Source organism: Paenibacillus sp. BR2-3 (assembly GCF_046529485.1).
Lineage (GTDB): Bacteria > Bacillota > Bacilli > Paenibacillales > Paenibacillaceae > Paenibacillus_AQ.
In genome coordinates this window covers 1,460,692-1,485,034 of sequence record NZ_CP126311.1, presented here as the reverse complement: position 1 = coordinate 1,485,034, position 24,343 = coordinate 1,460,692, and the positions used below count along the sequence as shown (strand labels likewise).

Below are 24,343 nucleotides of genomic sequence, written 5' to 3'. Positions count from 1 at the left end.
AAAGTGTTGTGAAAACAACCTTCTTGTTAATCCTTCGAGTAATCACGTACCCGTGGAGAAATCAGCGATACATCTACAGCCTCGTAAGAGATTTGCGGACCCTCTGCGCTCCAGGCCGCCTTGGTCGTCTTCAGGAAATCCTCGTCATTGCGGGTCGGGAATTCCGGCTTGTAGTGCGCGCCGCGGCTTTCGTTCCGCAGCAGCGCTCCCAGTGTCATGGCCTCGGACAGCTCCAGCATATTCCATAGCTGGCGGGTAAAGGCTACGCCTTGGTTATTCCAGCGCGAAGTATCATTCATATTAATGTTGCGGTAACGCTCCTTGAGCTCTTTGATTTTGCCGATCGTCGCTTCCAGCTTGGCGTTGTGACGGACCACGGTCATGTTGGCGGTCATCCATTCGCCCAGCTCCTTGTGGATCACATAAGCGTTCTCTGTGCCTGACATGGCCAGCAGGGATTCGTATTTGGCGGTCTGCTTGTTGTGGAAGCCGTCGAACACGGAAGAGGAAATGTCCTGCACCGATTTCTTCAGGCCTTTAATATACTCAACAGCCTTCGGTCCGGCCACCATGCCGCCGTAAATGGCAGATACCAGAGAGTTGGCGCCGAGGCGGTTCGCTCCGTGATACTGGTATTCGCACTCCCCTGCCGCGAACAGGCCAGGGATGTTCGTCATCTGATTGTAATCCACCCACATGCCGCCCATGGAATAATGTACAGCAGGGAAGATTTTCATCGGTATTTTACGGGGATCATCCCCCATGAATTTTTCGTAAATTTCAATAATGCCGCCCAGCTTCACATCAAGCTCTTTCGGGTCCTTGTGGGAAAGATCCAGATATACCATGTTCTCCCCGTTAATGCCCAGACCCTGATCCACACAGACGTTAAAAATCTCACGGGTGGCAATATCGCGCGGCACCAGATTTCCGTACGCCGGATATTTTTCTTCAAGAAAATACCACGGTTTGCCATCCTTGTAGGTCCAAATGCGGCCGCCCTCGCCGCGTGCCGATTCGGACATCAGCCGCAGCTTATCGTCTCCCGGAATAGCCGTCGGGTGAATTTGTATGAATTCTCCGTTGGCGTAATGCACACCCTGTTGGTATACAGCGCTTGCGGCTGTACCCGTGTTGATCACGGAGTTCGTCGTTTTGCCAAAAATGATGCCAGGTCCGCCGCTCGCCAGAATAACCGCATCCGCAGGGAATGTCTGGATCTCCATTGTCTTTAAATTCTGGGCGCTGATGCCGCGGCAAACGCCGTCGTCATCAATGATCGCCGAGAGAAACTCCCAGTTCTCGCTTTTGGTCACAAGGCCCTCCGCCTCCCAGCGGCGTACCTGCTCGTCAAGCGCATACAATAGCTGCTGGCCTGTCGTCGCACCGGCAAAAGCCGTGCGGTGGCGCTTGGTTCCACCGAACCGGCGGAAGTCGAGCAGCCCTTCAGGCGTACGGTTGAACATGACGCCCATCCGGTCCATAAGGTGGATAATACCCGGTGCGGCTTCACACATGGCTTTAACCGGCGGCTGATTCGCCAGAAAGTCACCGCCGTATACGGTGTCGTCAAAATGCTCCCAAGGCGAATCTCCTTCGCCCTTCGTATTAACGGCACCGTTGATGCCGCCCTGTGCACAGACAGAGTGTGATCTTTTAACCGGGACAAGTGAGAATAAATGAACATGCGCGCCCGATTCTGCCGCCTTGATGGTAGCCATCAGGCCGGCCAGACCGCCGCCCACGATAATGATATCGGCTGTTGCCATGATTGTTCACTCCCTTTATCTAATAACGGTGGTCAAGGACTGTGCGATAGATGCTGCGGCTTGGAATTCACTGTCACGGAAGGTGACCAGCGAAATCAGGAACATGAACGTAACAAGAACAAAAAGACCAAAGCATAGATAAGATGATACCCGTTGCGACCGCGGCCCCACGGTTACTCCCCAGCTGATGAGGAAGGACCAAAGGCCATTGGCAAAGTGAAAGGATGACGAGATAATCCCGATCACATAAAACGAAAGCAGCAGCGGCTGGGTCACAATATTGTGCATCACACCGCCCAGCTGCTCATACTCTACATTGCCGAGAGCCACCTGAAACCGGGTTTGAAAAACGTGCCAAACCACAAAAATGAAGGTAATAATTCCTGTAACACGCTGCAGCGTATAACGCCAGTTTCTCTCCAGGTTATAACGGTTCAGGTTCGGCTTCGACTGATAGGCAATGTAAAGGCCGTACACTCCATGGTACAGCAGGGGCAGCCATATACCGAACAATTCCAGGAAGAAGACAAGCGGCAGGCTGTTCAGCCACAGCACACTGTCATTGAAACCGGAAGCGCCACCCTCCACCGCCGAGAAATTCGTCAGCATGTGCTCAAGGAAAAAGCCCCCAAGCGGGATAACGCCGAGCAAGGAATGAATCTTTCTGGAATAAAATTCTCTCATGCAAAGTGTCCCCTCTCCATTTAAAACAGCGTTTTCATTAATGAGCATACACCGCCGGGACCACAGTTGAAACAGTTAACGTCGACCTCGTAAGGATGACTGAATGTCTATTTTCACCGCTATCCATCGTTTTCCCGGGCTATGCTTCATTATTCACAATATGTGAATATCTTGTGTCACTTTTCATGTTACTCCTTTTTTTCTTATAAGGGAATTGCAATCTAATTATTAATCGTTATACAATAAACGCATAAGAATATTTTGTATCTGATAATTATTCTCATTTCTGACGTCTGAATACGAGTAAAATTCTCTTTCCCTTTCTAAAACAAGAAGAATACCCAGGATCGGCAATGCGTTTTGTCACTAAATTAACCTTACATTGAAATACGGGAGGCAGCGATATGTTTGATGATTTGGATATCTTTGCGGCGGTGGTGGAGCATTCCAGTCTGAATCGCGCCTCCCGCCAGTTAAATCTGTCCCAGCCCGCCCTGTCCCGCAAAATCTCCAAGCTGGAAGAACGTCTGGGCGTCCCTCTGTTCAACCGGTACGGAAAGCGGCTGGAATTGACGGAGGTGGGGCGCCTCACCTACACCTATGCGCTAGAGCAGCGGCAGCAGCGTTCCAAGTTTCTGGAGGCGCTTTCCAAATTCAAGGAGGGGGAGCCGATGCTTGTGACACTCGGGGCCAGTCTTACGACGCTGCAAACCACGCTGCCGCCGCTGGTGAACGCCTACATGGAGAAGTATCCGGCAGCTGAGTTGAAGCTTATTACCGGAAGAACCCATGAGATTGTGTCCTCCGTCAGTGAAGGCAAATCGGATGTCGGCATCATCGCCTCCTCCATTCAAGAGCCGGGGCTGCGATGCATCCCCCTGTTCGAGGACCAGCTGCGGCTCGTTGTCTCCGAGCATCATCCGCTTGCGCTCTCCCCGAAGCTGACGATGGAGCACCTCTCCCGGCTCCCGATGATCCTGTTCTCCAAGGGCACCTGGTACCGTCGCCTGACTGACGATCTGTTCCAACGCTGCGGCGTCGATCCGGACGTGCGAATGGAAATCGACTCCTTCGAAGCCATCGTCCGGCTGCTGCCGACGATTAAGGCCGCTGCGCTGCTGCCCAAGTCCTACCTGCGCCCTGAACTGCTGAACGGCGGCGGGCTCGTCTCCCTGCACATCAAGGAGCTGGAGCAAACGCAGCGTATGACCTGCCTCATCTACCGGGACAGCGGCGGACTGAGCACGGCGGCACGCTCTCTGGTCCAGACTACCGAGGAGGTATTCCTGCCCCGGAGGGAAAAGTCTTAAATCTGAAGGGTTGAAGTGACCTTGTGCCCTTTCAGGTATCGTTATCGTAATTGAACGTTCACACATTGTGTATCGGACAGACGCTATTGTACAGGTTAGAGGTCCATTCTTTTCCCTAACGGACAGCAGAGACGTTATTTCATGTAGCAGGTAGCGGATTGACCCCGAATTTGACAAATAAGGGCGATGAGGTCCGTTACACCCTGGAATGAGGTGAATATCCCCAAATAACGTCTCTGGAGTCCGCCAACAACTGATGCCTCTTCGTTCCTGCTCAGCAATCTGGAGGAGCAATGGCACTTGTTAGGTGCTGCTGGACAAAAGTGCAGTGAAATGCCGATAGCCTTTTTCCGTCCCGCAAAAAACACCCGCAATCTTCCGGTACACCTAAGCTGTGGTGTCCGTACTGACATACGGGTAATTTTATTTTGAGCATCAGCATTTCACTTACGATTACAGGTTCATAGCCTCATTCTCAAATCGGTCAATGCTTTCATTGGAGCCAATAACAACTACAATATCGCCCTCATGCAAATGATCATGCGCGGTTGGAGCGACAATAATTCCACTTTCCCTGTTCAGGGCAATGATGCTGCAGCCGTATTTGGCCCGTGTATTCAGCTCCGCCAGACTTTTACTATCCATACAGGAGGGTACGGTCAGCTCGACGATTTTATACTCCTTGGAAATTTCAATATAATCCAGCAAATGGGGCGTTACGAGCTGATGCGCCACACGAATCCCCATATCCCGCTCCGGAAAAATAACCCGGTCAACCCCCAGCTTGGACAGCGCACGCCCATGGAGGGTTGATATGGCCTTGGCAACCACCTGTTTCACTCCGAGCTCTTTAAGCAGAATAGCAGCCAGAATGCTGCGCTCCATGTTGTCGCCGATAGCTACAATTCCGCAGTCAAAGTTCCGCACCCCGAGCGAACGCATAATACCCTCATCCGTGGCATCTGCCATCACCGCATGCGTCAGGTGCTCGCTCATTTCCTCCACCCGTTCCTCATGGTTGTCAATGCCGAGCACCTCATAGCCCATTTCCATCAGCTCAAGCGCAAGACTTGATCCGAAGCGGCCCAGGCCGATTACAACAAATTGCTGTGCTTTCATGTCCGGTTAACTCCTTATCCAATAATCATTTTACCTTCCGGATACTTATACAGCGGTTTACCCTGTTTCGGACCAAGCGCGTACGCCAATGTCAATATACCGAGCCGGCCGCAGAACATCGTAAAACAGATCAGAATTTTACCGATTAGAGACAATTCAGGCGTCAGACCCATAGAGAGACCCACTGTGGCAAAGGCAGAGGTCGTCTCGAATAAAATCATTAAAAAATTGCGGTCCTCCGTTGTGGAGAGCACCATGGATACGGAGATAATCAGCAGCAGGGCAAGCAGAGTAATGGTCAGCGCCTTAAAGATGCGCTCCTGTGCCAAGCGGTAACGGAACATGACAATATCATCACGTCCACGCAGCATGGCGATAACCGCACCGATCATAATAGTAAAGGTGGTAGTCTTGATCCCCCCGCCGGTAGAGCCCGGAGAAGCGCCGATAAACATAAGAATAACAATAAAGAACTGTGACGCCTGGCGCAGTCCGGCAATATCTACCGTGTTGGCCCCTGCAGTACGGGGGGTGACCGATTGGAAGAAAGCCGCTAATATTTTACCGCCAAAATTCAGGGAACCCAGCGTACGCGGGTTCGTAAACTCGAACACGAGAATGACCAGCGCACCAACAAGGATCAGCGCCGCCGTCATAAACAGCACAACCTTACTGTGGAGAGACAGCCTCCGCTTTTGACGATATTCCACGACATCCGACATAACAATAAATCCAATACCCCCCAGGACGATCAAAGCCATAACGACTATATTAACCAGCGGGTCAGATACATACCCGGTCAAGCTGCGATAATCGCCGAACAGATCGAACCCGGCATTGTTAAACATCGACACCGCATGAAATATTCCAAAATAAACAGCTCTTCCAAACGGCATGTCAAACGCAAACCGGAAGGTGAGAAGAACCGCTGCGGTGCCTTCGATGACCAGTGAATAAATGAGCACCCTCCGGATCAGCCGCACAATCCCTTCCATCGTGTTCTGATTCATCGCTTCCTGCAGGATCAGCCGGTCCCGCAAGGAAATTTTACGTTTAAAAACCATGGCAAACAGAGTGGCCATCGACATAAAGCCGAGACCGCCAAGCTGGATAAGAACCATGATGACGGTTTGTCCAAAGGTCGAGAAGAACCTCCCGGTATCCTGTACCACGAGTCCTGTCACGCAGGTTGCCGAGGTTGCCGTAAACAGGGCATCAATGAATTTCAGAGAATGTCCTGTAGTATTAGAGACGGGAAGCATTAACAGGAAGGTGCCAAGCAGAATGATAGCGGCAAAGCCCATTACCAGAATCTGAGGCGGGGAGAGCTTTAGGAACCTGAATTCAGAAATCTTGTGTAATTGCGAAGCCAAACTCCTCACCTCTCGCTATAATTATTTGTGATCCATGAATATTCAAAGCAATCCATCAAAAGAAGCACTGGATATTTCAAACAAATTATAAACGTTATTGCCGGACTTCACAAAGAGAATATTTAAGTGATGGATGAATGAGAAAGAGGATAATACAGTAATTTTTGTAATGATCCAGGCATTAATACTATAATGGAACAAAACATTGTCCGTTATAATAAGGAGGCGTTTCATGAATCCCGTTGGCCAGCCCTTACAGCAGAGAGCCCTCTCCATGAGGATTATTCTTTCAGGAATCATCGGTATTATTCTGTTCATTAGTTTCCAGGTACTACCTTCCTTTTTTGCAAGCTCTGCAGAGGGCGATACTACGGCAATCAGCAAGGCTGAAGCCCGCGAGCACGCCACGGCGTTCGCAGCACAGCATCTCGGCTATATGGAGGGAGACAATAACGAGTGGAGCGTAATTTATAAGTCGGACTCCTCCTTTTATGGCTATATGTCCCGGGAAAAGCTTCTGGAGGAGTACACCAGGAACAAATTGGATCAGCGTTACCCTTATGATGTGTTTCGTGCAGCACTCTATTCTTCAGAAGAACAGGACACGATCCTGTCCGTTGACCTTAATATGTATACCGGCGACGTAGTAGGTTTCGCGCGGGGAGCGGAAGCAGCCTCAGGGGATGTTCCTGGCAATGTAAGCAAGCCAGTTGCTTCCAGTGAGGAGAGCGGCACTGCACTAAGCCTGGAACAAAAGGAAACGCTCGCCCGTCCATGGCTTAAAGAGTGGGGAGTAAATCCTGCAAAACTGCAGATTGAGCCGGATTCAGAAAACTACGAACTCGTCTATACAGACAGTTCAATCAAGGTTGGTGAATCACGGCTGAAGTATAGCTTTAATTTCTCCGAGAGTGAAGTAACTTCCTTTATGGCCGGATTTTCCGCCCCCGGCTGGCATACCTCGTATGTGGAGGAGCAGACCTCTCTTGCCAAATTGCTAACCCTGTTCGGGTACGGCCTGCCAACGCTGGCATTAGGCATTCTCGCACTTATCTATAGTATCCTGAAAAGAGGGCATACCTCATTTGCACGCGGTGTACTTCTAAGCTCGGTCCATTTCGTTATTATGATGATCAGTACCTATAATATGGAGCCCCAGACCTCTGATGGCAGCGCCGAAGCCCGCATCACCGCAGTTATTATGTTCGTCATCTATGCTCTTTATAGTCTGCTGATGTCTTCACTGCTCTACTTCTCGCTGGTCGGCGGCAACGGATTGTGGCGTAAAGAGGAAGGGCTGAATCCATGGCCCCGCGCCAAAGAACCCGGATACGGCAAATATGTGCTTGACAGCATCCGTGCCGGTTACATCTGGGCCTTTGTTTTGCTTGGTGTGCAGACCATAATGTTCATCATTCTATCGTATACTTTGAACAACTGGTCCACTACAGACGCCACTCAATCACCCTATAATATGAGGTATGCGTGGCTGCTGCCGATCGTAGCTTGGCTTGCCGGTCTTTCCGAGGAAGCCATCTATCGTTTATTCGGTATCCGTATGCTGAAAAAAATCGTCCGCAGCACGCTGGCAGCCAGCCTGATTACCACCCTCATCTGGGCGTTTGGCCATACGCTGTACCCGATTTATCCCATCAGCTCCCGTCCGATTGAACTGACAGTAATCGGGCTGCTGTTCAGCTATATTTTCCTCCGTTACGGCTTTATTGCCGTTATGTTCAGCCATGTCGTATTCGACAGCATTCTGATGGGCGCTACGCTGATCTTCATGAAGGAGAGTGTTAATATCGGGGCCGGTATCTTCGCCATTGTAATGCCGTTCCTGGTCGGCTATGTAGTGTACCGTTTTAATCCCCCGCAGAAGCCCAGGCAGGTGGAGCCATCCAATTCCTTAATTTAAGGGTCTAAAATAAAAAACGGTTAACCCTTGCTGGGGTTAACCGTTTTTTGCTGCACTTATTCCAGCCATCCTATAACGTCGGCTCCTCATCCTTCAGCGCATCAAGAATTTGCCGGGCGAGCTTGTCGCCGATAGAAAGCGGCCGGAAATCTTCGATTCCGGCTTCTTTTATTTTTTTAAGAGAGCCAAAATGCTTCAGCAGCAGCTTCCGCCGCTTCTCTCCTATGCCAGGTATGGAGTCAAGCTTCGAGGTAACCATGGACTTGCCGCGCTGTTCCCGATGGAAGGTAATCGCAAAGCGGTGCACCTCATCCTGTATACGCTGCAGCAGGTAAAACTCCTGACTGTCCCGGGCCAAAGCTACCGGCTCCGGAGGATCGCCTACCAGCAATTGGGCAGTCTTATGCTTCACATCCTTGACGAGGCCGCAAACCGGAATGAATAACCCCAGCTCATTTTCCAGGATATCAATAGCTGCGGAAATCTGTCCTTTGCCGCCGTCCACAACGATAAGATCCGGCATCGGCAAATCCTCTTTCAGCACCCGCTCATAGCGGCGGCGAATGACTTCACGCATCGTTTCGTAGTCATCGGGCCCCTGCACAGTGCGCACCTTATATTTACGGTATTCCTTTCTGGCCGGCTTGCCATCAATAAAGACCACCATGGCCGAGACGGGATTGGTTCCCTGGATGTTTGAGTTGTCAAATGCTTCAATCCGGCTAAGCGACTCAAGGCCAAGACTCTGTCCGAGTCCGAGTGCGGCTCCGGAGGTCCGCTCCTCATCCCGCTCAATGAGACGAAATTTCTCATCCAGCGCAACCCGGCCGTTCTGGCAGGCCATACCCACCATTTGCTTCTTGAGTCCGCGCTGCGGCACCAGCACTTTCACGCCGAGCCATTCCTGCAGGGCCGCTGCTCCGCCAGCCGCATCCACGATTCCGGCGGTTGCAGCTACTTCTGCGGCTGCCGCGCGAAGAGCCGCCTCCTCCTGTGATTCCGGCTGCTCTTCTGCGCCCGCAATATCCTTCTCAGAGATGCTGTATACCGCTTTTCCCTCAGTCTTCAATACACTTGCAGCGCCGCCTACAATCACGGTATCCGGCAGAAGGATTTCCTGCGGAAGCGCCGGATTATCACTGTAATACTGGGTTACATAAGACATGAAATCACTGTACGCCTCTCCATAGAAAGGAAAAGCGGAGGAGTGGCGCTGGATCATTTTCCCTTGTCTCATATATAGAATCTGCACACACATCCAGCCCTTGTCCACCGCATAGCCGAATACATCGCGGTCCTTGGTATCCGGTGTATTGATATTCTGTTTTTCCATCAAGGCATCGATATGAATAATTTGATCCCGCAGCTCTTTGGCCCGCTCGAAATAGAGCTCCTCCGCAGCCTCCTGCATCTTTTGCTGCAGATCCTTCTTGATCGCTTCATGGCCTCCGCCCAGAAAAGCCGCTATATTCTGTGTGATCTCTTCATAAGCGGATTTAGTCACCTCTTTCTCACAGGGCGCAAGACACTGGCCCATATGATAATAGAGGCATACCTCCTTCGGCATAACGCCGCATTTACGGAGCGGATACATACGGTCAAGCAGTTTTTTGGTCTGGTGAGCCGCATAGGCATTCGGATAAGGGCCAAAATATTTCGCTTTATCCTTAATCACACGGCGCGTAACTTCCAGGCGCGGATGTGCTTCATTCGTTATTTTTAAATAAGGAAAGGTCTTGTCATCCTTCAGCTGCACGTTATAGCGCGGCATATGCAGCTTGATCAGGTTACATTCCAGAATGAGTGCTTCCATGTTGCTTGCCGTGACAATGTATTCGAAATCGCGGATATCAGCGACAAGCCTCTGGGTTTTCCCATTATGACTGCCGGTAAAATAAGAGCGGACACGATTTTTGAGTACCTTCGCTTTGCCTACGTAAATAATAGTCCCGTCTTCATTCTTCATCAGATAACATCCGGCCAGATCAGGCAAAAGTGCCAGCTTGTGACGGATATTGTCCATATAATCCAATTGATTCCCCTCCTAACCAGCAAATCTCTACACCATCGCCATCCACTTAATGATAGCACCACAAAGCGCCTCCGGTATGAACCGAAGGCGCTGGGCGGCAGGGCCGAAGACCCGGACAGTGGCTAAGAGATATTATTGATGTTTAGCGACGATATTTTTCAGTGATTCCTTGGAGTTCAGTCCAACTACTTTATCAACGGGCTGGCCGTCTTTGAAGAAAATAAGCGTAGGAATACTCATAACGCCGAAACGGGATGCCGTTTCAGGATTCTCATCCACGTTCAGTTTCGCAATCTTAACACTGTCTCCAAGCTCCGTGGACAACTCTTCCAGGATCGGAGCGAGCATTTTACAAGGGCCGCACCAAGGGGCCCAGAAGTCAACTACTACAGTACCTTGACCTTCCACATCGTTAGTGAAGGATTGGTCAGACACGTTCACAATAGCCATGAGTTTGTTCCTCCTTAAGTTTTGCGAAGCAGCATCGGCTTCCTAAGCCTTAGCTTATTAGCGAAGCTTGCTCCGTATTTGTAGTGTATAAAATGTTTCATGTAATATGATAACCAAATTACCATTTACCGACACGCCTTCAGTATAACATATTTTAGTCGCATATGTGAAATATCACATACAATTATATTGTACTCCATCTAATTTAGTCCGGAATCCGGATTTCCTTTACAATATCGGTATCATTTCGGTATAATTAAGGAAAGCGCATTAATTGTCAATGACTTATTTCATAATATTGAAATGCACCTTAACACTGCGGGGCTTGCCCCTGCAAGGAGGCAGAAGCTATGGATGTCAATGTGCGGTCAAGCGATCCGCGGGAGCATATCAACGAAGAGCCCCGCAATGATTTAGGCGATTTGATGAACGGATTCTTCGGGATGACTACCTTTATGGCGGTTGTGTTTTTCGGAATGGTCATTATTAAATTTATACTTTCGGAGTAAATATAGGTTGGGAGATGGACTCCCACCGTTCCGAAGGGGGGGCCCCACAGCTATAGAAATGGCTGTGGGACATCCTTTTGCTTATGGAGAAAGATTGAAGTGTGTGTTTTGGATAGACGCTCCGCGAACGGACCGTTGCTCCATCGCTGTGGTCGTAAGAATTTTATTTATTTTCCTTAGCGGTAAAAATCCGGAGACCAAGGCGAACGCTGCCGCTTTTCCGCAATCGTTCCGTCCTCTCCGCTGCTTTCAGCGGGAACTCGCTAAAGTCATCATCTGCGCCTACACTCAGCGCACGTATGCCTCTCCAAATCGCGAAGCTTCGGGGCATGCCAAAAGTGACCCTCTCAACCTTTAATAAGATCAAATTGCGCTCCGTGAGTAACGGCCTATCTGTTCCCCCGCTGATTCTCCCCATGCAACGGCATAACATCCACGAAAGGAGCAATCCGGTCCATCAGCCGTTGGCCTTTGTATAATTCTTCCCCGTCCTTGCTGGTGAAGCTAAGATGCTTCTCCAAGCCTTCAAGCGGATAATTCGAGGTATAAAAGGTTGGCTTGCGGTTCATGCGATAATTCAGGATGGCGCCCAGCACATGATCGCGGGCCCAAGGATTAAGGTTCTCGGCACCGATATCGTCAAAAATAAGCAAATCGCAGTTCTTCATCGTATCCACGGTTTCCTTAAGCTTCTGGCCATCCATCATGATCGATTTCAAGTCCTCGACAAAATCGGGCATATATACAATTACACCACTGTAACCGGCAACAGCCAGCTCATGCAGCAGGTAACACATCAAAAAGGTTTTGCCGGTACCGAAGGACCCGTACAAATAGAGTCCGTGCCGAGGCAAGCCATTCTCCTTCGTATTCTCGATATAACGGAACAATTGATTCACAGCCGGAGCCCGTCGCGTATCCTTGCCCATAATATCTATCTCATCATAACCTTCATTCAATACCCTCTCATCCACATAAAAGCTGCGGATACGCTTGCGGATGCTGTCCTGATTATCCTGTGCAACCTTTAGCCTGCAGGCTGTCTTGCGTTCATATAGATCTGCCGTGCCACTTACAGTCTCTACGGTAAGCTTGCTATAGTGGCCTTGAAAATCATTCGGACACTTCTCCAGACCCGGACAATTGGCGCAATTGCGGCTCTCCTCAACATATTGATACAGGCGGCTCATATGAAGCCGCAGCCGCGAACCGTCCAGCTCCGGATGCTCTGCCTGCAGCTGTTTCACCAAAGGATGGTTAAACAGCTCCTGCTGCAAATCACGGGAGCGTTGGCGCAGAACGGGATTGTTCATCGAACGCAGCACTTCACTCATTGACTCCATTGTTCCACCTCCTTTTCCTTACGTGGCATCCGTTACACCCTTCTTTTTCCCTGCTTTAATCTCCGCAGCCTTCTTCATCATGGCTGCGAATTCCTCAGCGGAGACGGCCCCGGCTTGTCCATCGTCCACAGCAATTTGAATTTCCGGTTTCCCGGACCGCCCCCCGCTCTTGCTGTAAGAACGCTGGCGGGTTCCTGCCGTACCGGAAGTACCGGCCGTCCCCTTGCCTTTACCCTTCACCTTTGATTGATCCCGGATATAACGAACCGCTTTCTCATATGTATTGACCTGCTTCACAAGCATATTGGAAGCGATCGCCTCTACGAAATTTCGGTTCATGCGCTGATCTCCGCCGGAGGCAACCATCGTCATCAAATAATGAATAAGCACATTGATGACTTCCCCGCTCAGCTTATAGTTCAGATCAATTTTCTCAAACATATCCATCAGCTGCCCGGGCACCGACCCCGGAAAAAAAGTCTGCAGCAAGCGTGTATAGGGTTCGTTTCTCAGCATCATATTATATTGGTGAATGTCACATTTGGACAAAAATTGCGGGGGGACCTCCACGTAATATTCCATCTCAACCGATTGCTCCGGCGAAACCATAGGCTCATCCGTCTCTTCCACGAGACTTGAACGAATCGAGACCACTTTGGCGGCTGCAATCTCACGCTTCTCCTGGCGCTTCATATCCTGACGGAAATGCTGGCTGGCTTTGTGCTGCAGCTCTTCCAGAATAACCTCCCCGGCCGGCGAGAAGACTCCATCTTCATCCAGCAGGCGGCTTAAATCCTGCGGGCTTAAATTATATTTATGGGCCACATAATTAATAACACCCATTTGGTTATGATCGAAGCGCAGCTTCTCCACATGAACCCTGTTCGCCGATTCCCGGGGGAATCGCAGAATAATATCACTGTATCCAATAGCCGATTCCCCGGAATCACGAAATCCCGGCTGGCGGATCGCGGTCACTTCTGCCAAGGCTTGCTCCAGCTCATAGTCAATCACATGCGTATTCAGCTCAAAAATATCGTAAAATGGCAAAGAGATATTTTCTTTGCCGATGGATCTGCTGCTCCATTCCTCCGGCTCCCGGTTCCAGAACTGCTCACGCAGCGATAAAACGGCAAATTTACCGATTTTGTCACGCAAGAGCAGAGTCAAATGCTGGGTTGCAAAAAAATCAGCAGGGGACAAAGGCTGCAGCAGCTCATACTCGTACATATAATCGTCGGTCTCCGGCACATAAATACGGCAGGTCTGCAGCAGCCCCACCGCTTCCAGCCGGGAAGCCTGGTCAATTAAATACTTGCGGCCTTTCTCGTTCGGTTCAACACCCAAAGTCATAAACAGGCGGCGCTGCTGCTCTACTCCGGAGTAGCCGATTGCTTCTGCCGGTACATGCTCAAACAACAGCCGGTACAGACTGACGGCGAAGGCACCGACCATGGGCTGATACACTGAACCCAGCATACGTCCATCTACAGCACTAAGACCGAATTCGCGGGAAACGCAGTACCGGTGATGTTCGGTAAAATGATGTAAATTGCTCATGTGCATCTGCGGATACCTCCCCTTTTCTTCACGAATTCATGTAGATTTCTATTCTATCATAAAATGACAGGGCGGAAATGTGGAAAAAAGCCCAATTTCGACGCTTTCTGCTAATTAAGCATTACTTGCTTCCAGCTTCCTCCTCTTATCGGGAAATTATATAAGTTGAACTTAAGAATTTTCTAAAATGGCTTTGCTCGCAACTACGGTGAATGTTGGACTTCCGGCCGCTGTTGTCGTAAGAATTTCTTGATTTATACCGCTGTCCGCGGTTGAAATCCGGAGACAAAGGCGGTCGCTATCGCTCCTCCAGTTCCAAAATTCCCCTTCGTTACTTCTGGCTTTTTATTATGTTCTTTAGTTCATCTAATATAGCTGAAAATAAAAAACGACCCCCGCGTACGAGAGCCGCCTTGCCTCATATCCATTCTATTAAAACATTTTATAACCGCCGACACGCAGCTTGTGAATGGTCCAGCCGCTAAGCACCGCCCCTGCCAGCCCGAATAATCCTGTGATATAATCGACCAGGCGGAAAGAAGATAGATGCTCCCAAAGAGTCATTGCACTGCGGTCCCATATCGAGTACACCACGACGGGTAAAATGACCAGCACGAACAAATAAGCGGGTAACCAGGTTGTCTTCATTAACATATTAAGGATAAAGCCAATGCCGAACATCATGACAAAGAATAAAACGGCCAGAACAAACACAGGAATAAATCCCATCTACCGACTTCACCCCTCTCTATAAGAAAACGCACACATTTTAATTGATAGTTGTAAGTTTACTAGAAAAATTATATCGAAGCAATGAACATTACAAAAAATAAGGCCCGCTTCGTTTGCTCTTAACAAGCCGCATGCGATACAATGCATATAGGATAAAACGGGATCATACATAAGTAATCCCTAACTTTTAAGGAGTGAGAACATGAACGAAGCCGCTTTAACGCTGGAAGGCTGGTACGCCCTGCATGACTTCCGCTCGCTGAACTGGACCGCCTGGACGGCGGCTGATGATGAAGAACGTGCCGTAGCTCTGGATGAATTGAATGCTTTTATACAGGATTGGAGCAGCATTGAGGAAGCCAAGGAAGGCAGCTCTGCCATGTACTCCATTGTGGGCCAAAAGGCTGACTTTGTGATGATGCATCTACGCGAAAGCCTGGAAGACCTCAATAAGCTTGAGACCGCATTCAACAAAACAGCCTTTGCCCGCTTTACCTTTAAAGCTTATTCTTACGTTAGCATTGTAGAACTAAGCAACTATGCAGCAGGCGGAGGAGACGGTGGGGACCCCATGCAGAATCCGCATGTCATTGCCCGTTTGAAGCCTGTCTTGCCGAAATCCAAACATATCTGCTTCTATCCGATGAATAAAAAACGGGAACTCGCCGATAACTGGTACATGCTCGATATGGCCAAACGCCGCGAGCTTATGAATTCACATGGTCTAATCGGACGGGGTTACGCCGGTAAAGTAAAACAGATCATTAGCGGCTCCGTCGGCCTTGATGACTGGGAATGGGGAGTTACCCTTTTCGCCGAGGATGCCCTTCAGTTCAAGAAGCTTGTATACGAAATGCGTTTTGACGAGGTTAGTGCCCGTTATGGCGAATTCGGCGCCTTCTATGTCGGCAATCTGCTGACTCCGGAGTCCTTTGAAGAAATGCTGAAATTGTAATCGATAACGCCGGCTACTCAATGAATGGGGGGCCGGTGTTTTTTTTGAAATGAATCACAAGAAGAAACGGGTGCCGTCCTTATAGGGACGGCACCCGTTTCTCGGAGAAATATAAGGATAAAGTATAGAGTGAAACTTGCTTTCTTATATTTTCAAAAAAAGGGTGCGTCTCCGTAACCAGGGAGACACACCCTTTTATAGTTAATCCTCTTGTTGCAGGCTTTCCAGATACTCTACCGTCGCCCGGTCACGGGCCCGGCCCTTATCCTTCAGCCTTTCAATAGCCGGAAGAATGAGGAGATCAATTTCCTTTTGAATGGCATACGCCAAATCGTGGCGGCTCTGATCCTCCAGGTAGGACCCGGCTTCAATCAGGCCGTTGTACCGATCCAGCTCCTCTCTCGTCAGCAGTCCGCGAACCTGCACGCTGCAGTGACGCATCCTAGAGGAATCTGCCTTTTTTCAGCACAAGCGGAATACCGCCGATGATGAACAGGTAGCGCATATCGACAACCTTCTTCAGTTGAGCCGCTTTCCAGCCCTTATAAAGCTTATCGCCAACTACGGCGATGCCTTGACCCTTGCCGAGTGAAGCCACCGTTCCTTTATTGCTAAAGGAGAATTTCTTCGGCTGCTGGTTGCGGATGGAGGCAACAAGATTATGCGCACAGCACTCACCTTGCTGCATGGCCATCTGGGCGGTCGGCGGGTAAGGGCGTCCTTCCGGGTTTAGCATCAGGGAGCTATCACCGATAATGAAGATGTTATCGTGTCCAGGTGCGTGCAGATATTCATCCACCTTCACACGTCCACGCATCGCTTCAAATCCAGCCGCTTCAATCAGACGGTTGCCGCGAATGCCGCCCGTCCAGACGATGGTGGACGCCTTGATTTCTTCACCGGTTGCCAGAATGACTCCGCCCGGTAAACATTCCTTGATCGCTACGCCAATCTTAAAGGTAACGCCTTTCTTGGCAAGCACAGTCATCGCATGCTCTACCAGCTCAGGAGCAAAACCCGGCAACGCTGTTGGAGCAGCTTCTATGTTGTAAATGTTGACCAGACTAGGGTCCACATCATATTCCTTGCACAAAGCCGGGATGCGGTCAGCCAATTCGGCTACAAACTCGATTCCGCTGAAGCCGGCGCCGCCGACCACGAAATTGATATGCTCCTGGGCATTGTTCTCATTCTTGTACTTGGCGAATTGATACTCGATATGTTCGCGGATCAGCCGAACCGAATTGATGCTGCGAATGGTCAGCGCATATTTATCCATTCCCGGGATACCAAAGGTTTCCGGAACGCCGCCAAGGGCAATGACCAGATAATCGTAAGAGAGAGTGCCATCCTCCAGAATAACCTTTTTCTGCTGGGTGCGGATTTCCTGTACGGATGATTTAACGAGATCGATTTTAAATTCATCAATTAATTTGGAAATAGATACCCGCGTATGCTCGATGCTGTCCGTTCCCGCAGCAGGCATATGCAAATGGGTTGTAAAGTAATGGTACTCATGACGATTTACCAATGTAACATCCGCTTCATTATAATTTAGTGCTTTCTGTAAACGTTGGGCGGTTAAAATTCCTCCATATCCCGCGCCCAGGATTACAATTTTGGGAATACTACTCATGTTCCGGCTCCTTCCAACAAGTAAATCTGTCTATGTGGTATTTTTTTGTAAATCTTTTTGTGAATTTATACACTTAAACTTAGAAGAAACTCCAGTCAAACTTAAAGGAATTCAAAAATAATCATATCCATTGTAAACCCTAGTCCGGTTTTAATCAAATATAATCATATAAAAAAACCTAGTTAATTATGTTAAAGCAAACTCTTTGCAGGTCGGTGTCAGTACGTTTATAATAAGTAGGTATCAAGTATGGCATTTTGAATATATCAACTCGGAGGTGTAATTCTGTGACACTAGAGCAACCCGGCATTCCTATGAACGACCTGCTGATTATAGGAGGTGGCCCGACTGGCATGTTCGCAACCTTTTACGGCGGAATGCGTCAGACGTCCGTAACACTCATTGAAAGTATGCCTGGGCTCGGAGGACAACTTGCTGCTCTTTATCCTGAGAAATACATTTATGATGTAGCAGGATTCCCCAAGATAACGGGTCAAGAGCTGGTTGATAATCTTTCCCGGCAAATGGATCTGTTCCAATCGGACATCAGGCTTGAAGAGAAAGTCGTTTCCGTCGAGAAGAGGGACGAACGCCATTTTGTCGTTACTACCGATAAGGCCGAGTACCACTGCAAGGCGCTAATTATTACTGCGGGTGTAGGCGCATTTGAACCCCGCCGTCTGGAGTTGCCTGAAGCTGGGCGCTTCGAGAAGGCTAACCTGCATTATTTTGTAAGCGATTTAAATGCATTTAAGGGTAAAAAGGTTCTGATTAGCGGCGGGGGCGATTCCGCAGTAGATTGGGCTCTTATGCTGGAACCGATAGCCGAACAGGTCACCCTGGTTCACCGCCGTGATAAATTCCGCGCCCACGAGCACAGCGTAGAAAACCTCATGGCTTCCAAAGTTAACGTGATCACACCATCGGAGATTACCGAGCTGCACGGTGAAGAATTTATCACCAAGGTAACTCTTTCTCATATCAAAACCAAAGAAACCCAGGAGATTGAAGTCGATAGCGTTATCGTCAACTTCGGCTTTGTTTCTTCGCTCGGTCCGATTGCCGAATGGGGTATTAAAATTGAGAACAACTCCATTGTAGTTGATTCGCGCATGGAAACGAGCATTCCGGGTATTTTTGCAGCAGGTGATATTACTACATATCCAGGTAAGCTGAAGCTGATTGCTGTCGGATTCGGCGAAGCCCCCACTGCAGTTAATAATGCCAAGGTCTACATCGATCCGGAAGCGAAGCTGTCTCCAGGACATAGCAGCAATTTGAAACTGCAAACCACATGACCTTTTGTTCAAAATAAAAGGGTATCCTTGACAGGTTGATTGTAAAAACAACCTTGTCAGGATACCCTGTTTGCACATACAGCGGTTTAGTTATGTAGTTAATGGAGTACCGCGTGAGATGGAGAGTGTAAGTTCCGTTTGCGAATTTCAACGAGTAACAGAGCGATGAAATCATGCTCAAGTTGCAGCTCTATTGCTCTATGGTAAGAGTCTAGAAGCATCTCATCCGATAATTCAACCATAACGTTCACCTACCTTTCCTTTATTTGGTTCTGAAACTATCATATCAAACTATCAATTTTCGAACAAGCGTTCTCACTATCCACAAGCCTTTGTGGAAATCCTGTGTATAATATGTTAGTAAGAGCTTCAAAGCCTTTAGCAACACAGTGGAATATGGGGATAATAGTTATACACAGGATTGATCCAGTGATGTGCCCAAACAAAAATTTCTTAGCTTCGCCATATATTTTTCTATTGATTTTTCCAAACCTGATGTTACATATTATTCACCCACAAAATACACACCAAAAGTTATTTTATTACATTACTACTATTATCGTCAATTCTTAAAATTTGTTTAATTATTGGGGTCTTGTATTTACTTCCAGAATCCAAACTTTTCCGGAATGATCTACTGCATAATCGAACCCAAGCTCTCCTATTCCGGGGAAATGCCGCTCCATTAGTTCAATACACACAAGAGTAAGACGGCGCATTTCCGCTTTTTTGGCAGAAGCTTTAATCCGGGGCAGTGATTGTCTCAGACCTTCACGGCAGCCAAGCATGGTGCCACCCTTGCATAGATTGGTGACGAACAGACCCGGCCGGGCCAGCCGTCCAACCATGGAGCGGAACTCCCATCCTCCCCCGTTCTTGACTACTTTGACGCGATAATCTATAGGACGTCCTGCAATCCTTGCAAGCGAGATTCCCTGTTGGATCAAATATCTGCGTTTCACCCTCACGATACGCAGAGCATGTCTCATGGAGCCAAAATCCCTGTAGATACGGGTTGTATCCATATAAGTGAAACCATATCCGCGCCGGTCCCGGAATACCTTTATGACCCCATAACCTCCACCACCCACAACGGGCTTGATAACCACATTTCCATATTGACCCAGCATTTTCAGCAGCACTGCATCGCTATATTCCCTCGTTCTCGGAATGTAACCGGCAACCCGTGCATCGCTGAGCAGCGCCCCGGTTTTCAGCCACTTGCTGGCCAGTTGTCTTCCCGCCATCGTCCTCCCTCTCCTTTCCTTATGAAGCCTACCCTATACTTTACTCATAAAGAGCCCCGCCCTCCTGTATGATTGTCCATGTAAGAAGGCTTTCAGGGTAAAATGGGCGATAAGGGGCTGCTTTTCAAACCATCTTATGTATCGTATAGTTAGCCTTATAAAAGCGGAAACGAAGATGGCAAAAAAGTATACCCTAGAGGAGGGCACTTGCAGTGGCACAATTTTTCGAAATTCTATATTGGGTAGCAATGGTGGGCATGTCCGTCGTCTTGGCGGGAACTACGATCCTTGTCTGTGCGCTCGGCTTCAAATTTATTAAAGACCGCCGCAGGGTACTTGGCGCATCCTGCATCGCCTTCTCATTCGGTGCTGCTGCCCTAATTGTATTCATGATCAATTACAAGTTTATTATTCCGGCATAACGCAAAATGCCCTCTCGTTTATTCCGTTGAGGGCATTTTTTGCTTTGTTAATAAAAAAGCCTCCCGAAAAAGGGGGTGTCTAGATGGACGCTCCGCGAACGGACCGTTGCGTAAGTCGCTGTGCTCTCCAGATTTTATTTATTTTCCTTAACGGTAAAAATCCGTAGACAGCATATGCTTTCGAAGAGAGCTTTCCTTCGGAAAGCTTTTGGGCGACCGCTGACGCTTTTCCGCAATCGTTCCGTCCTCTCCGCTACTTTCAGCGGGAACCATTCCTAAAATCTCTTTAAAACCAGCAAAAAGAAACCTCTCCTTGATAAAATGGAAGTGCGACCAACCATTTCAAAAGGAGAGGTTTCTTTGTACATTCAATATACCATGGACCAACTTTGCAAGCCAATGGATTTAGAGGAAGATATCCCATCTCATCACCTCATCATATTTATTCAAAGGTGAAATAGAAAAAGCGTAGCCCTCATGGAAACATATCCACTAGAACTACGCCTTATATTATTCAATTTAAAAACTTATTGAATCCATATTTAAAATAACAGCTTCTTTTACTTTAGCAGCAAAATCCTTACTATCAGAACCAGTCATAAACGAGTCTCCACAATCCATACATACATATACAGGAACATTATAAACCGTAACTAGGTTATTGCCTATGCGACCTAATTTCGCTTTGTGGGTAAGACTAGCACATTCCCCACAGGAGCATTTTAAATTTGTTTTCTGCATAGATACCCCCGGCGCGACAGTTGTTGCATATGCACTCATAATGTTTCCCTCCTTCTACAGTATATACAGCTTAATCACAAATTATTCTTAATTATATCATTAAATTATCGTTACTGCAAGAATAAGACTATTAGGATCTTCAATAAACGCGATCGAAACTTGACCCTCATCCCCGTTAACCTTAATTCCGATAACTGTAAAGGTGAATTTCGGAGATGTTTGTTCTTTATTTAGAAGAAACTTAATTTTAGCTTTACGTACTGTTTGCGATTCCTTGATTACGCTGACGATATCATCATATACTTCCTGAATATCGTCCCTGTACCAACCACGTTTTTGTAACACTTCAGGCTTAGTGGCGTGGTCATCCAATATATGCTCTGATATCCGAATCAGGTTTTCACCCAGAGGGTCTTCCGAGTCTCCTACCCTGAATTTAATTTCATCTAAAATGTCATTAATTTGATCCTGTGTAAGAGATGCAATATCTACTCCATCTTTTCTTATATACTCAGCTTTTTTTCTAAGTACATTAACTGCTAAAGTATTAAATTGCTCTTCCGTTAATTCGATAACGTCATCTGTAGACACAAGAAATTCTATTCTATCCTTTGTGGTTACTTTTTTTTCTATAATTTCACAGTTCTCCTTTGGTCCTTTTAATGAAGTAACAACCGTTTCAATTTCCTCTGACAATTGTACAAACCCCTTTCTGAGATAACTGATACAGTGAATTGTACCACACAGAAATTACTATTATCAGCAAAATATATTACTCTATCATTGAATCCATTTAGTATAAAAGATAAATTGTGTCGGACTCTTGTATAAAGAAACAATTGTTAGTTTATATATTTTAACACCCGGAGATAAAAATATTGCGCGGAACTAGCGTCCAGCAGAACAAGGGCCTGCTAGGGGGTGGCATGGGGATCACGCGTCAGGCCTGTACAGACCAATCCGTTTATGCACCGTTATACATTTACGCGGGCTATGGATCATCAATCCGCAAACCCGCGTCCCTCCTACGTTTATCTTGCCGCTGAATAAACCGATCGTATGCAACGTATATGTATTACCTATACGAACCGTACAGCGACGAGCTCGAACAAACTAAGCTATAACCTTAGTTTCACCGCGTGTTTCCTCACAAATTAATAGCGCCACTCCCGGATATCAAGAGCGGCGCTTCTATGTGTTGTATCCTTACGAAGCGCCCACCGTTGACACCCACACGCCATTTACTGCTACGTCGTACGTCACTCTCCCCCCCCATCGACCGCATACACGAGGCCACTCCCTTGCGTTCGCTATATACGATTTTAGCTGTCGTCGGTCCGCGATATCCATGTCATTCATACTAATGTTGATGTTATTCGTAATCTGCGTAACGGACGCCGCAGCCGGGCTCACGCGAGGACTTGATGGCGTGTGGCTAACAAATCGGCTGCTGTTCAAATCAAAGGAGAGAAAACCGCGCTACTATGCGTGTCAGCAAGGCTCCTCATTCGGCTTCCCGGCATCGTCGCGTGTACGGAAGCTCGATCCGCAGCCGCAGGTTGCGGTGGCGTTCGGATTATTGATGGTGAAGCCGCCGGTCATGCCGGATTCCTCGAAGTCGATTTCAAGTCCATCCAGATAGCGCAAATTCTCTTTCTCCACCACTACCTTCAGTCCTTCAATATCCATGTATACATCCTGATCGCTTTCGTTATCATCAAAGCCCATGGCGTACGAGAAGCCGCTGCAGCCGCCGGGAGTGACTCCCAGACGAAGGAACATGTTCGGCGTTTCTTGTCCGGCCAGCATAGTTTTTAATTGATCCGCTGCCGTTGCACTGATATTAATCATGGTTTCAACCTCCTGGAAAGTGTTGTGTAGCACAAGCTTATCAAATGACCCTCGGGTCAAAGGTTATTTAATATATTAAATTCAGTATACCCCACTCTTCCTCAGTCCTCAAGACACAACTGCCGGAAGACAGGCCATTTCTTCCATTTATCCTGCTTGCCGGGATGTTGCTCCCCTTCTGAGAGAGGTTTATAATAAGAAAAGCAACAGGGCGTAAAAATTCGATATTTTGTCACGCAATACTTTCAGGAGGAATTATATGTCTACTCTTATCACACCCCATACAGATGCCAGATTGGCAGCCATCATCGAGAAAGTACGCAGCGGTGAAAGATTGAATTTGCAAGATGGCGTTTACTTATATGAGAGCAACGACCTGCTCACGATCGGCCAGCTGGCCAATGAAGTCAATCTGCGCAAGAATGGCAACAAGGTCTATTTTATCGAAAATATGAGTCTTTATTTCACCAATGTTTGCGAATCCCACTGCGCGTTTTGCAATTTTCGCAAGGATGACGGGGAAGAAGGCGCATATACACTTTCCGGTCAGGAAATGGTGCAATATGTCGAACAGCATATTCATCCAGGGGTTAGGGAATTTCACATCGTGGGCGGCCATAATGATAAGGTTCCCTTTCAATACTATGTTGATTCTCTCCGGGCTTTGAATGAACGTTTTCCCGAGGTTACCCTTAAGGCGTACACCGCGGCGGAAATCGACTTTTTCACCCGGATCAGCGGTCTCAGTATCCGCGAAGTGCTTGAACAGCTGCGTGCAGCAGGTCTCAAGACAATTACTGGCGGCGGAGCAGAAATATTATCCGACCAATACCGGCAAAAAATGCGTGTCGATAAAGCGAATGTTGAGGAGTACCTGGAGGTTCACCGCACAGCACATAAGCTTGGCATGAAGACCCATACCACAATGCTCTACGGTTCCATTGAATCCCGTGAGGACCGCATCCGGCATATGCTGCAGATTCGGGATTTGCAGGATGAGACGAATGGTTTTATGGTGTTCATTCCCCTGTCCATGCAGCCCAAAAACAAGAACGCGGGCATTATGCGCCGCAACTCTGCTTATGAGGATCTTAAGACCATTGCAGTCAGCCGTCTGATGCTGGACAATTTCGATCATATTAAAGCTTATTTCATCAATATCGGGGCACAGCTTACTCAGGTTGCGCTAAGTTTCGGGGCGTCGGACGTGCACGGGACGATTCTAAAAGAACGCATTAGTCATGCAGCCGGCGCACTGACACCGGAAGGTCTGACCCGCGACGAGCTGATCTGGCTGGTGAAGGGTGCCGGACGGATTCCTGTGGAGCGTGACACCTTCTACAACGAAATTAAGGTATACGAATAGCGACAGCCGGGATAACCGGAAATCCCAT

General features: G+C 48.3%; 24 protein-coding genes. 8 read left to right on the top strand and 16 right to left on the bottom strand.

Translation table 11 applies throughout. The features are described from left to right. Nucleotides 1-26 precede the first annotated feature (26 nt). Nucleotides 27-1,769 (bottom strand): succinate dehydrogenase flavoprotein subunit, encoded by a 1,743-nt coding sequence (gene sdhA, locus PaeBR_RS07050; protein ID WP_410514141.1) that lies wholly within the window; start codon nt 1,767-1,769, stop codon nt 27-29. Nucleotides 1,770-1,784: 15 nt separating this feature from the next. Beyond that, nucleotides 1,785-2,453, bottom strand: a complete 669-nt coding sequence (locus PaeBR_RS07045; protein ID WP_410514140.1) for a succinate dehydrogenase cytochrome b558 subunit — start codon at nt 2,451-2,453, stop codon at nt 1,785-1,787. A gap of 404 nt (nt 2,454-2,857) precedes the next feature. Between PaeBR_RS07045 and PaeBR_RS07040 the strand changes: the two genes are divergently transcribed. Continuing rightward, nucleotides 2,858-3,763, top strand: coding sequence for a LysR family transcriptional regulator (locus PaeBR_RS07040; RefSeq protein ID WP_410514139.1), 906 nt, complete (start codon nt 2,858-2,860; stop codon nt 3,761-3,763). A 453-nt stretch (nt 3,764-4,216) separates the two neighbouring features. Here PaeBR_RS07040 and PaeBR_RS07035 read toward each other — a convergent pair whose 3' ends face one another. Together PaeBR_RS07035 and PaeBR_RS07030 are read right to left on the bottom strand one after the other, a co-directional pair. Continuing rightward, nucleotides 4,217-4,882, bottom strand: coding sequence for a potassium channel family protein (locus tag PaeBR_RS07035; RefSeq protein ID WP_410514138.1), 666 nt, complete (start codon nt 4,880-4,882; stop codon nt 4,217-4,219). Nucleotides 4,883-4,896: 14 nt separating this feature from the next. Then, a complete protein-coding gene (locus PaeBR_RS07030; RefSeq protein WP_410515110.1) occupies nt 4,897-6,186 on the bottom strand; it encodes a TrkH family potassium uptake protein in 1,290 nt (429 codons plus the stop codon). A gap of 301 nt (nt 6,187-6,487) precedes the next feature. Here PaeBR_RS07030 and PaeBR_RS07025 point away from each other — a divergent pair, with 301 nt between their 5' ends. Next, nucleotides 6,488-8,173: a CPBP family intramembrane glutamic endopeptidase gene (locus PaeBR_RS07025; RefSeq protein ID WP_410514137.1), complete on the top strand. Its 1,686-nt coding sequence runs from the start codon at nt 6,488-6,490 to the stop codon at nt 8,171-8,173. 70 nt (nt 8,174-8,243) lie between these two features. Here PaeBR_RS07025 and uvrC read toward each other — a convergent pair whose 3' ends face one another. Both uvrC and trxA read right to left on the bottom strand, forming a co-directional pair. Beyond that, nucleotides 8,244-10,196: an excinuclease ABC subunit UvrC gene (uvrC, locus tag PaeBR_RS07020; protein WP_410515109.1), complete on the bottom strand. Its 1,953-nt coding sequence runs from the start codon at nt 10,194-10,196 to the stop codon at nt 8,244-8,246. Between the two features lie 141 nt (nt 10,197-10,337). Then, nucleotides 10,338-10,655 (bottom strand): thioredoxin, encoded by a 318-nt coding sequence (gene trxA, locus PaeBR_RS07015; RefSeq protein WP_410514136.1) that lies wholly within the window; start codon nt 10,653-10,655, stop codon nt 10,338-10,340. A 350-nt stretch (nt 10,656-11,005) separates the two neighbouring features. Between trxA and PaeBR_RS07010 the strand changes: the two genes are divergently transcribed. Both PaeBR_RS07010 and PaeBR_RS07005 read left to right on the top strand, forming a co-directional pair. Continuing rightward, nucleotides 11,006-11,164 (top strand): YqzM family protein, encoded by a 159-nt coding sequence (locus PaeBR_RS07010; RefSeq protein ID WP_410514135.1) that lies wholly within the window; start codon nt 11,006-11,008, stop codon nt 11,162-11,164. Nucleotides 11,165-11,222: 58 nt separating this feature from the next. Continuing rightward, nucleotides 11,223-11,522 carry a hypothetical protein gene (locus tag PaeBR_RS07005; RefSeq protein ID WP_410514134.1) on the top strand — a complete coding sequence of 100 codons (300 nt, stop codon included), beginning with the start codon at nt 11,223-11,225 and terminating at the stop codon, nt 11,520-11,522. A 31-nt stretch (nt 11,523-11,553) separates the two neighbouring features. Here PaeBR_RS07005 and dnaI read toward each other — a convergent pair whose 3' ends face one another. The 3 genes from dnaI to PaeBR_RS06990 all read right to left on the bottom strand — a co-directional run bounded on the left by dnaI (nt 11,554) and on the right by PaeBR_RS06990 (nt 14,796). Beyond that, nucleotides 11,554-12,507 carry a primosomal protein DnaI gene (gene dnaI / locus PaeBR_RS07000; RefSeq protein ID WP_410514133.1) on the bottom strand — a complete coding sequence of 318 codons (954 nt, stop codon included), beginning with the start codon at nt 12,505-12,507 and terminating at the stop codon, nt 11,554-11,556. A gap of 18 nt (nt 12,508-12,525) precedes the next feature. Then, entirely contained in the window at nt 12,526-14,073 is a 1,548-nt protein-coding gene (locus tag PaeBR_RS06995; protein WP_410514132.1) for a helicase DnaB, read from the bottom strand. 426 nt (nt 14,074-14,499) lie between these two features. Next, on the bottom strand, nt 14,500-14,796 hold the full coding sequence (locus PaeBR_RS06990) for a YuiB family protein (RefSeq protein ID WP_410514131.1): 297 nt from the start codon (nt 14,794-14,796) through the stop codon (nt 14,500-14,502). 205 nt (nt 14,797-15,001) lie between these two features. Between PaeBR_RS06990 and hemQ the strand changes: the two genes are divergently transcribed. Continuing rightward, complete coding sequence (gene hemQ / locus PaeBR_RS06985) at nt 15,002-15,754, top strand: hydrogen peroxide-dependent heme synthase (protein ID WP_410514130.1); 753 nt, start codon at nt 15,002-15,004, stop codon at nt 15,752-15,754. A 201-nt stretch (nt 15,755-15,955) separates the two neighbouring features. On the opposite strand, the gene PaeBR_RS06980 is transcribed toward hemQ, so the two are convergent. Further along, nucleotides 15,956-16,195, bottom strand: coding sequence for a hypothetical protein (locus PaeBR_RS06980; RefSeq protein ID WP_410514129.1), 240 nt, complete (start codon nt 16,193-16,195; stop codon nt 15,956-15,958). A gap of 1 nt (nt 16,196) precedes the next feature. Beyond that, complete coding sequence (locus PaeBR_RS06975; RefSeq protein ID WP_410514128.1) at nt 16,197-17,390, bottom strand: NAD(P)/FAD-dependent oxidoreductase; 1,194 nt, start codon at nt 17,388-17,390, stop codon at nt 16,197-16,199. A 314-nt stretch (nt 17,391-17,704) separates the two neighbouring features. Between PaeBR_RS06975 and PaeBR_RS06970 the strand changes: the two genes are divergently transcribed. Next, nucleotides 17,705-18,688: an NAD(P)/FAD-dependent oxidoreductase gene (locus tag PaeBR_RS06970; protein WP_410515107.1), complete on the top strand. Its 984-nt coding sequence runs from the start codon at nt 17,705-17,707 to the stop codon at nt 18,686-18,688. Nucleotides 18,689-18,786: 98 nt separating this feature from the next. On the opposite strand, the gene sda is transcribed toward PaeBR_RS06970, so the two are convergent. After that, nucleotides 18,787-18,930 (bottom strand): sporulation histidine kinase inhibitor Sda, encoded by a 144-nt coding sequence (gene sda, locus PaeBR_RS06965; RefSeq protein ID WP_410514127.1) that lies wholly within the window; start codon nt 18,928-18,930, stop codon nt 18,787-18,789. Between the two features lie 342 nt (nt 18,931-19,272). Beyond that, nucleotides 19,273-19,935 carry a YheC/YheD family protein gene (locus PaeBR_RS06960; RefSeq protein WP_410514126.1) on the bottom strand — a complete coding sequence of 221 codons (663 nt, stop codon included), beginning with the start codon at nt 19,933-19,935 and terminating at the stop codon, nt 19,273-19,275. Nucleotides 19,936-20,147: 212 nt separating this feature from the next. On the opposite strand from PaeBR_RS06960, the gene PaeBR_RS06955 reads away from it, so the two are divergent. Continuing rightward, the gene (locus PaeBR_RS06955) at nt 20,148-20,357 is read left to right on the top strand and encodes a hypothetical protein (RefSeq protein ID WP_410514125.1); all 210 of its coding nucleotides are present in this window, start codon (nt 20,148-20,150) and stop codon (nt 20,355-20,357) included. Between the two features lie 519 nt (nt 20,358-20,876). On the opposite strand, the gene PaeBR_RS06950 is transcribed toward PaeBR_RS06955, so the two are convergent. From PaeBR_RS06950 to PaeBR_RS06940, 3 genes are all read right to left on the bottom strand, one after another. Further along, nucleotides 20,877-21,137, bottom strand: coding sequence for a hypothetical protein (locus tag PaeBR_RS06950; RefSeq protein ID WP_410514124.1), 261 nt, complete (start codon nt 21,135-21,137; stop codon nt 20,877-20,879). Nucleotides 21,138-21,197: 60 nt separating this feature from the next. Next, on the bottom strand, nt 21,198-21,794 hold the full coding sequence (locus PaeBR_RS06945) for a hypothetical protein (RefSeq protein WP_410514123.1): 597 nt from the start codon (nt 21,792-21,794) through the stop codon (nt 21,198-21,200). A 795-nt stretch (nt 21,795-22,589) separates the two neighbouring features. Continuing rightward, a complete protein-coding gene (locus PaeBR_RS06940) occupies nt 22,590-22,949 on the bottom strand; it encodes a HesB/IscA family protein (RefSeq protein ID WP_410514122.1) in 360 nt (119 codons plus the stop codon). Between the two features lie 259 nt (nt 22,950-23,208). On the opposite strand from PaeBR_RS06940, the gene mqnE reads away from it, so the two are divergent. Beyond that, nucleotides 23,209-24,315 (top strand): aminofutalosine synthase MqnE, encoded by a 1,107-nt coding sequence (mqnE, locus tag PaeBR_RS06935; RefSeq protein WP_410514121.1) that lies wholly within the window; start codon nt 23,209-23,211, stop codon nt 24,313-24,315. Nucleotides 24,316-24,343 lie beyond the last annotated feature (28 nt).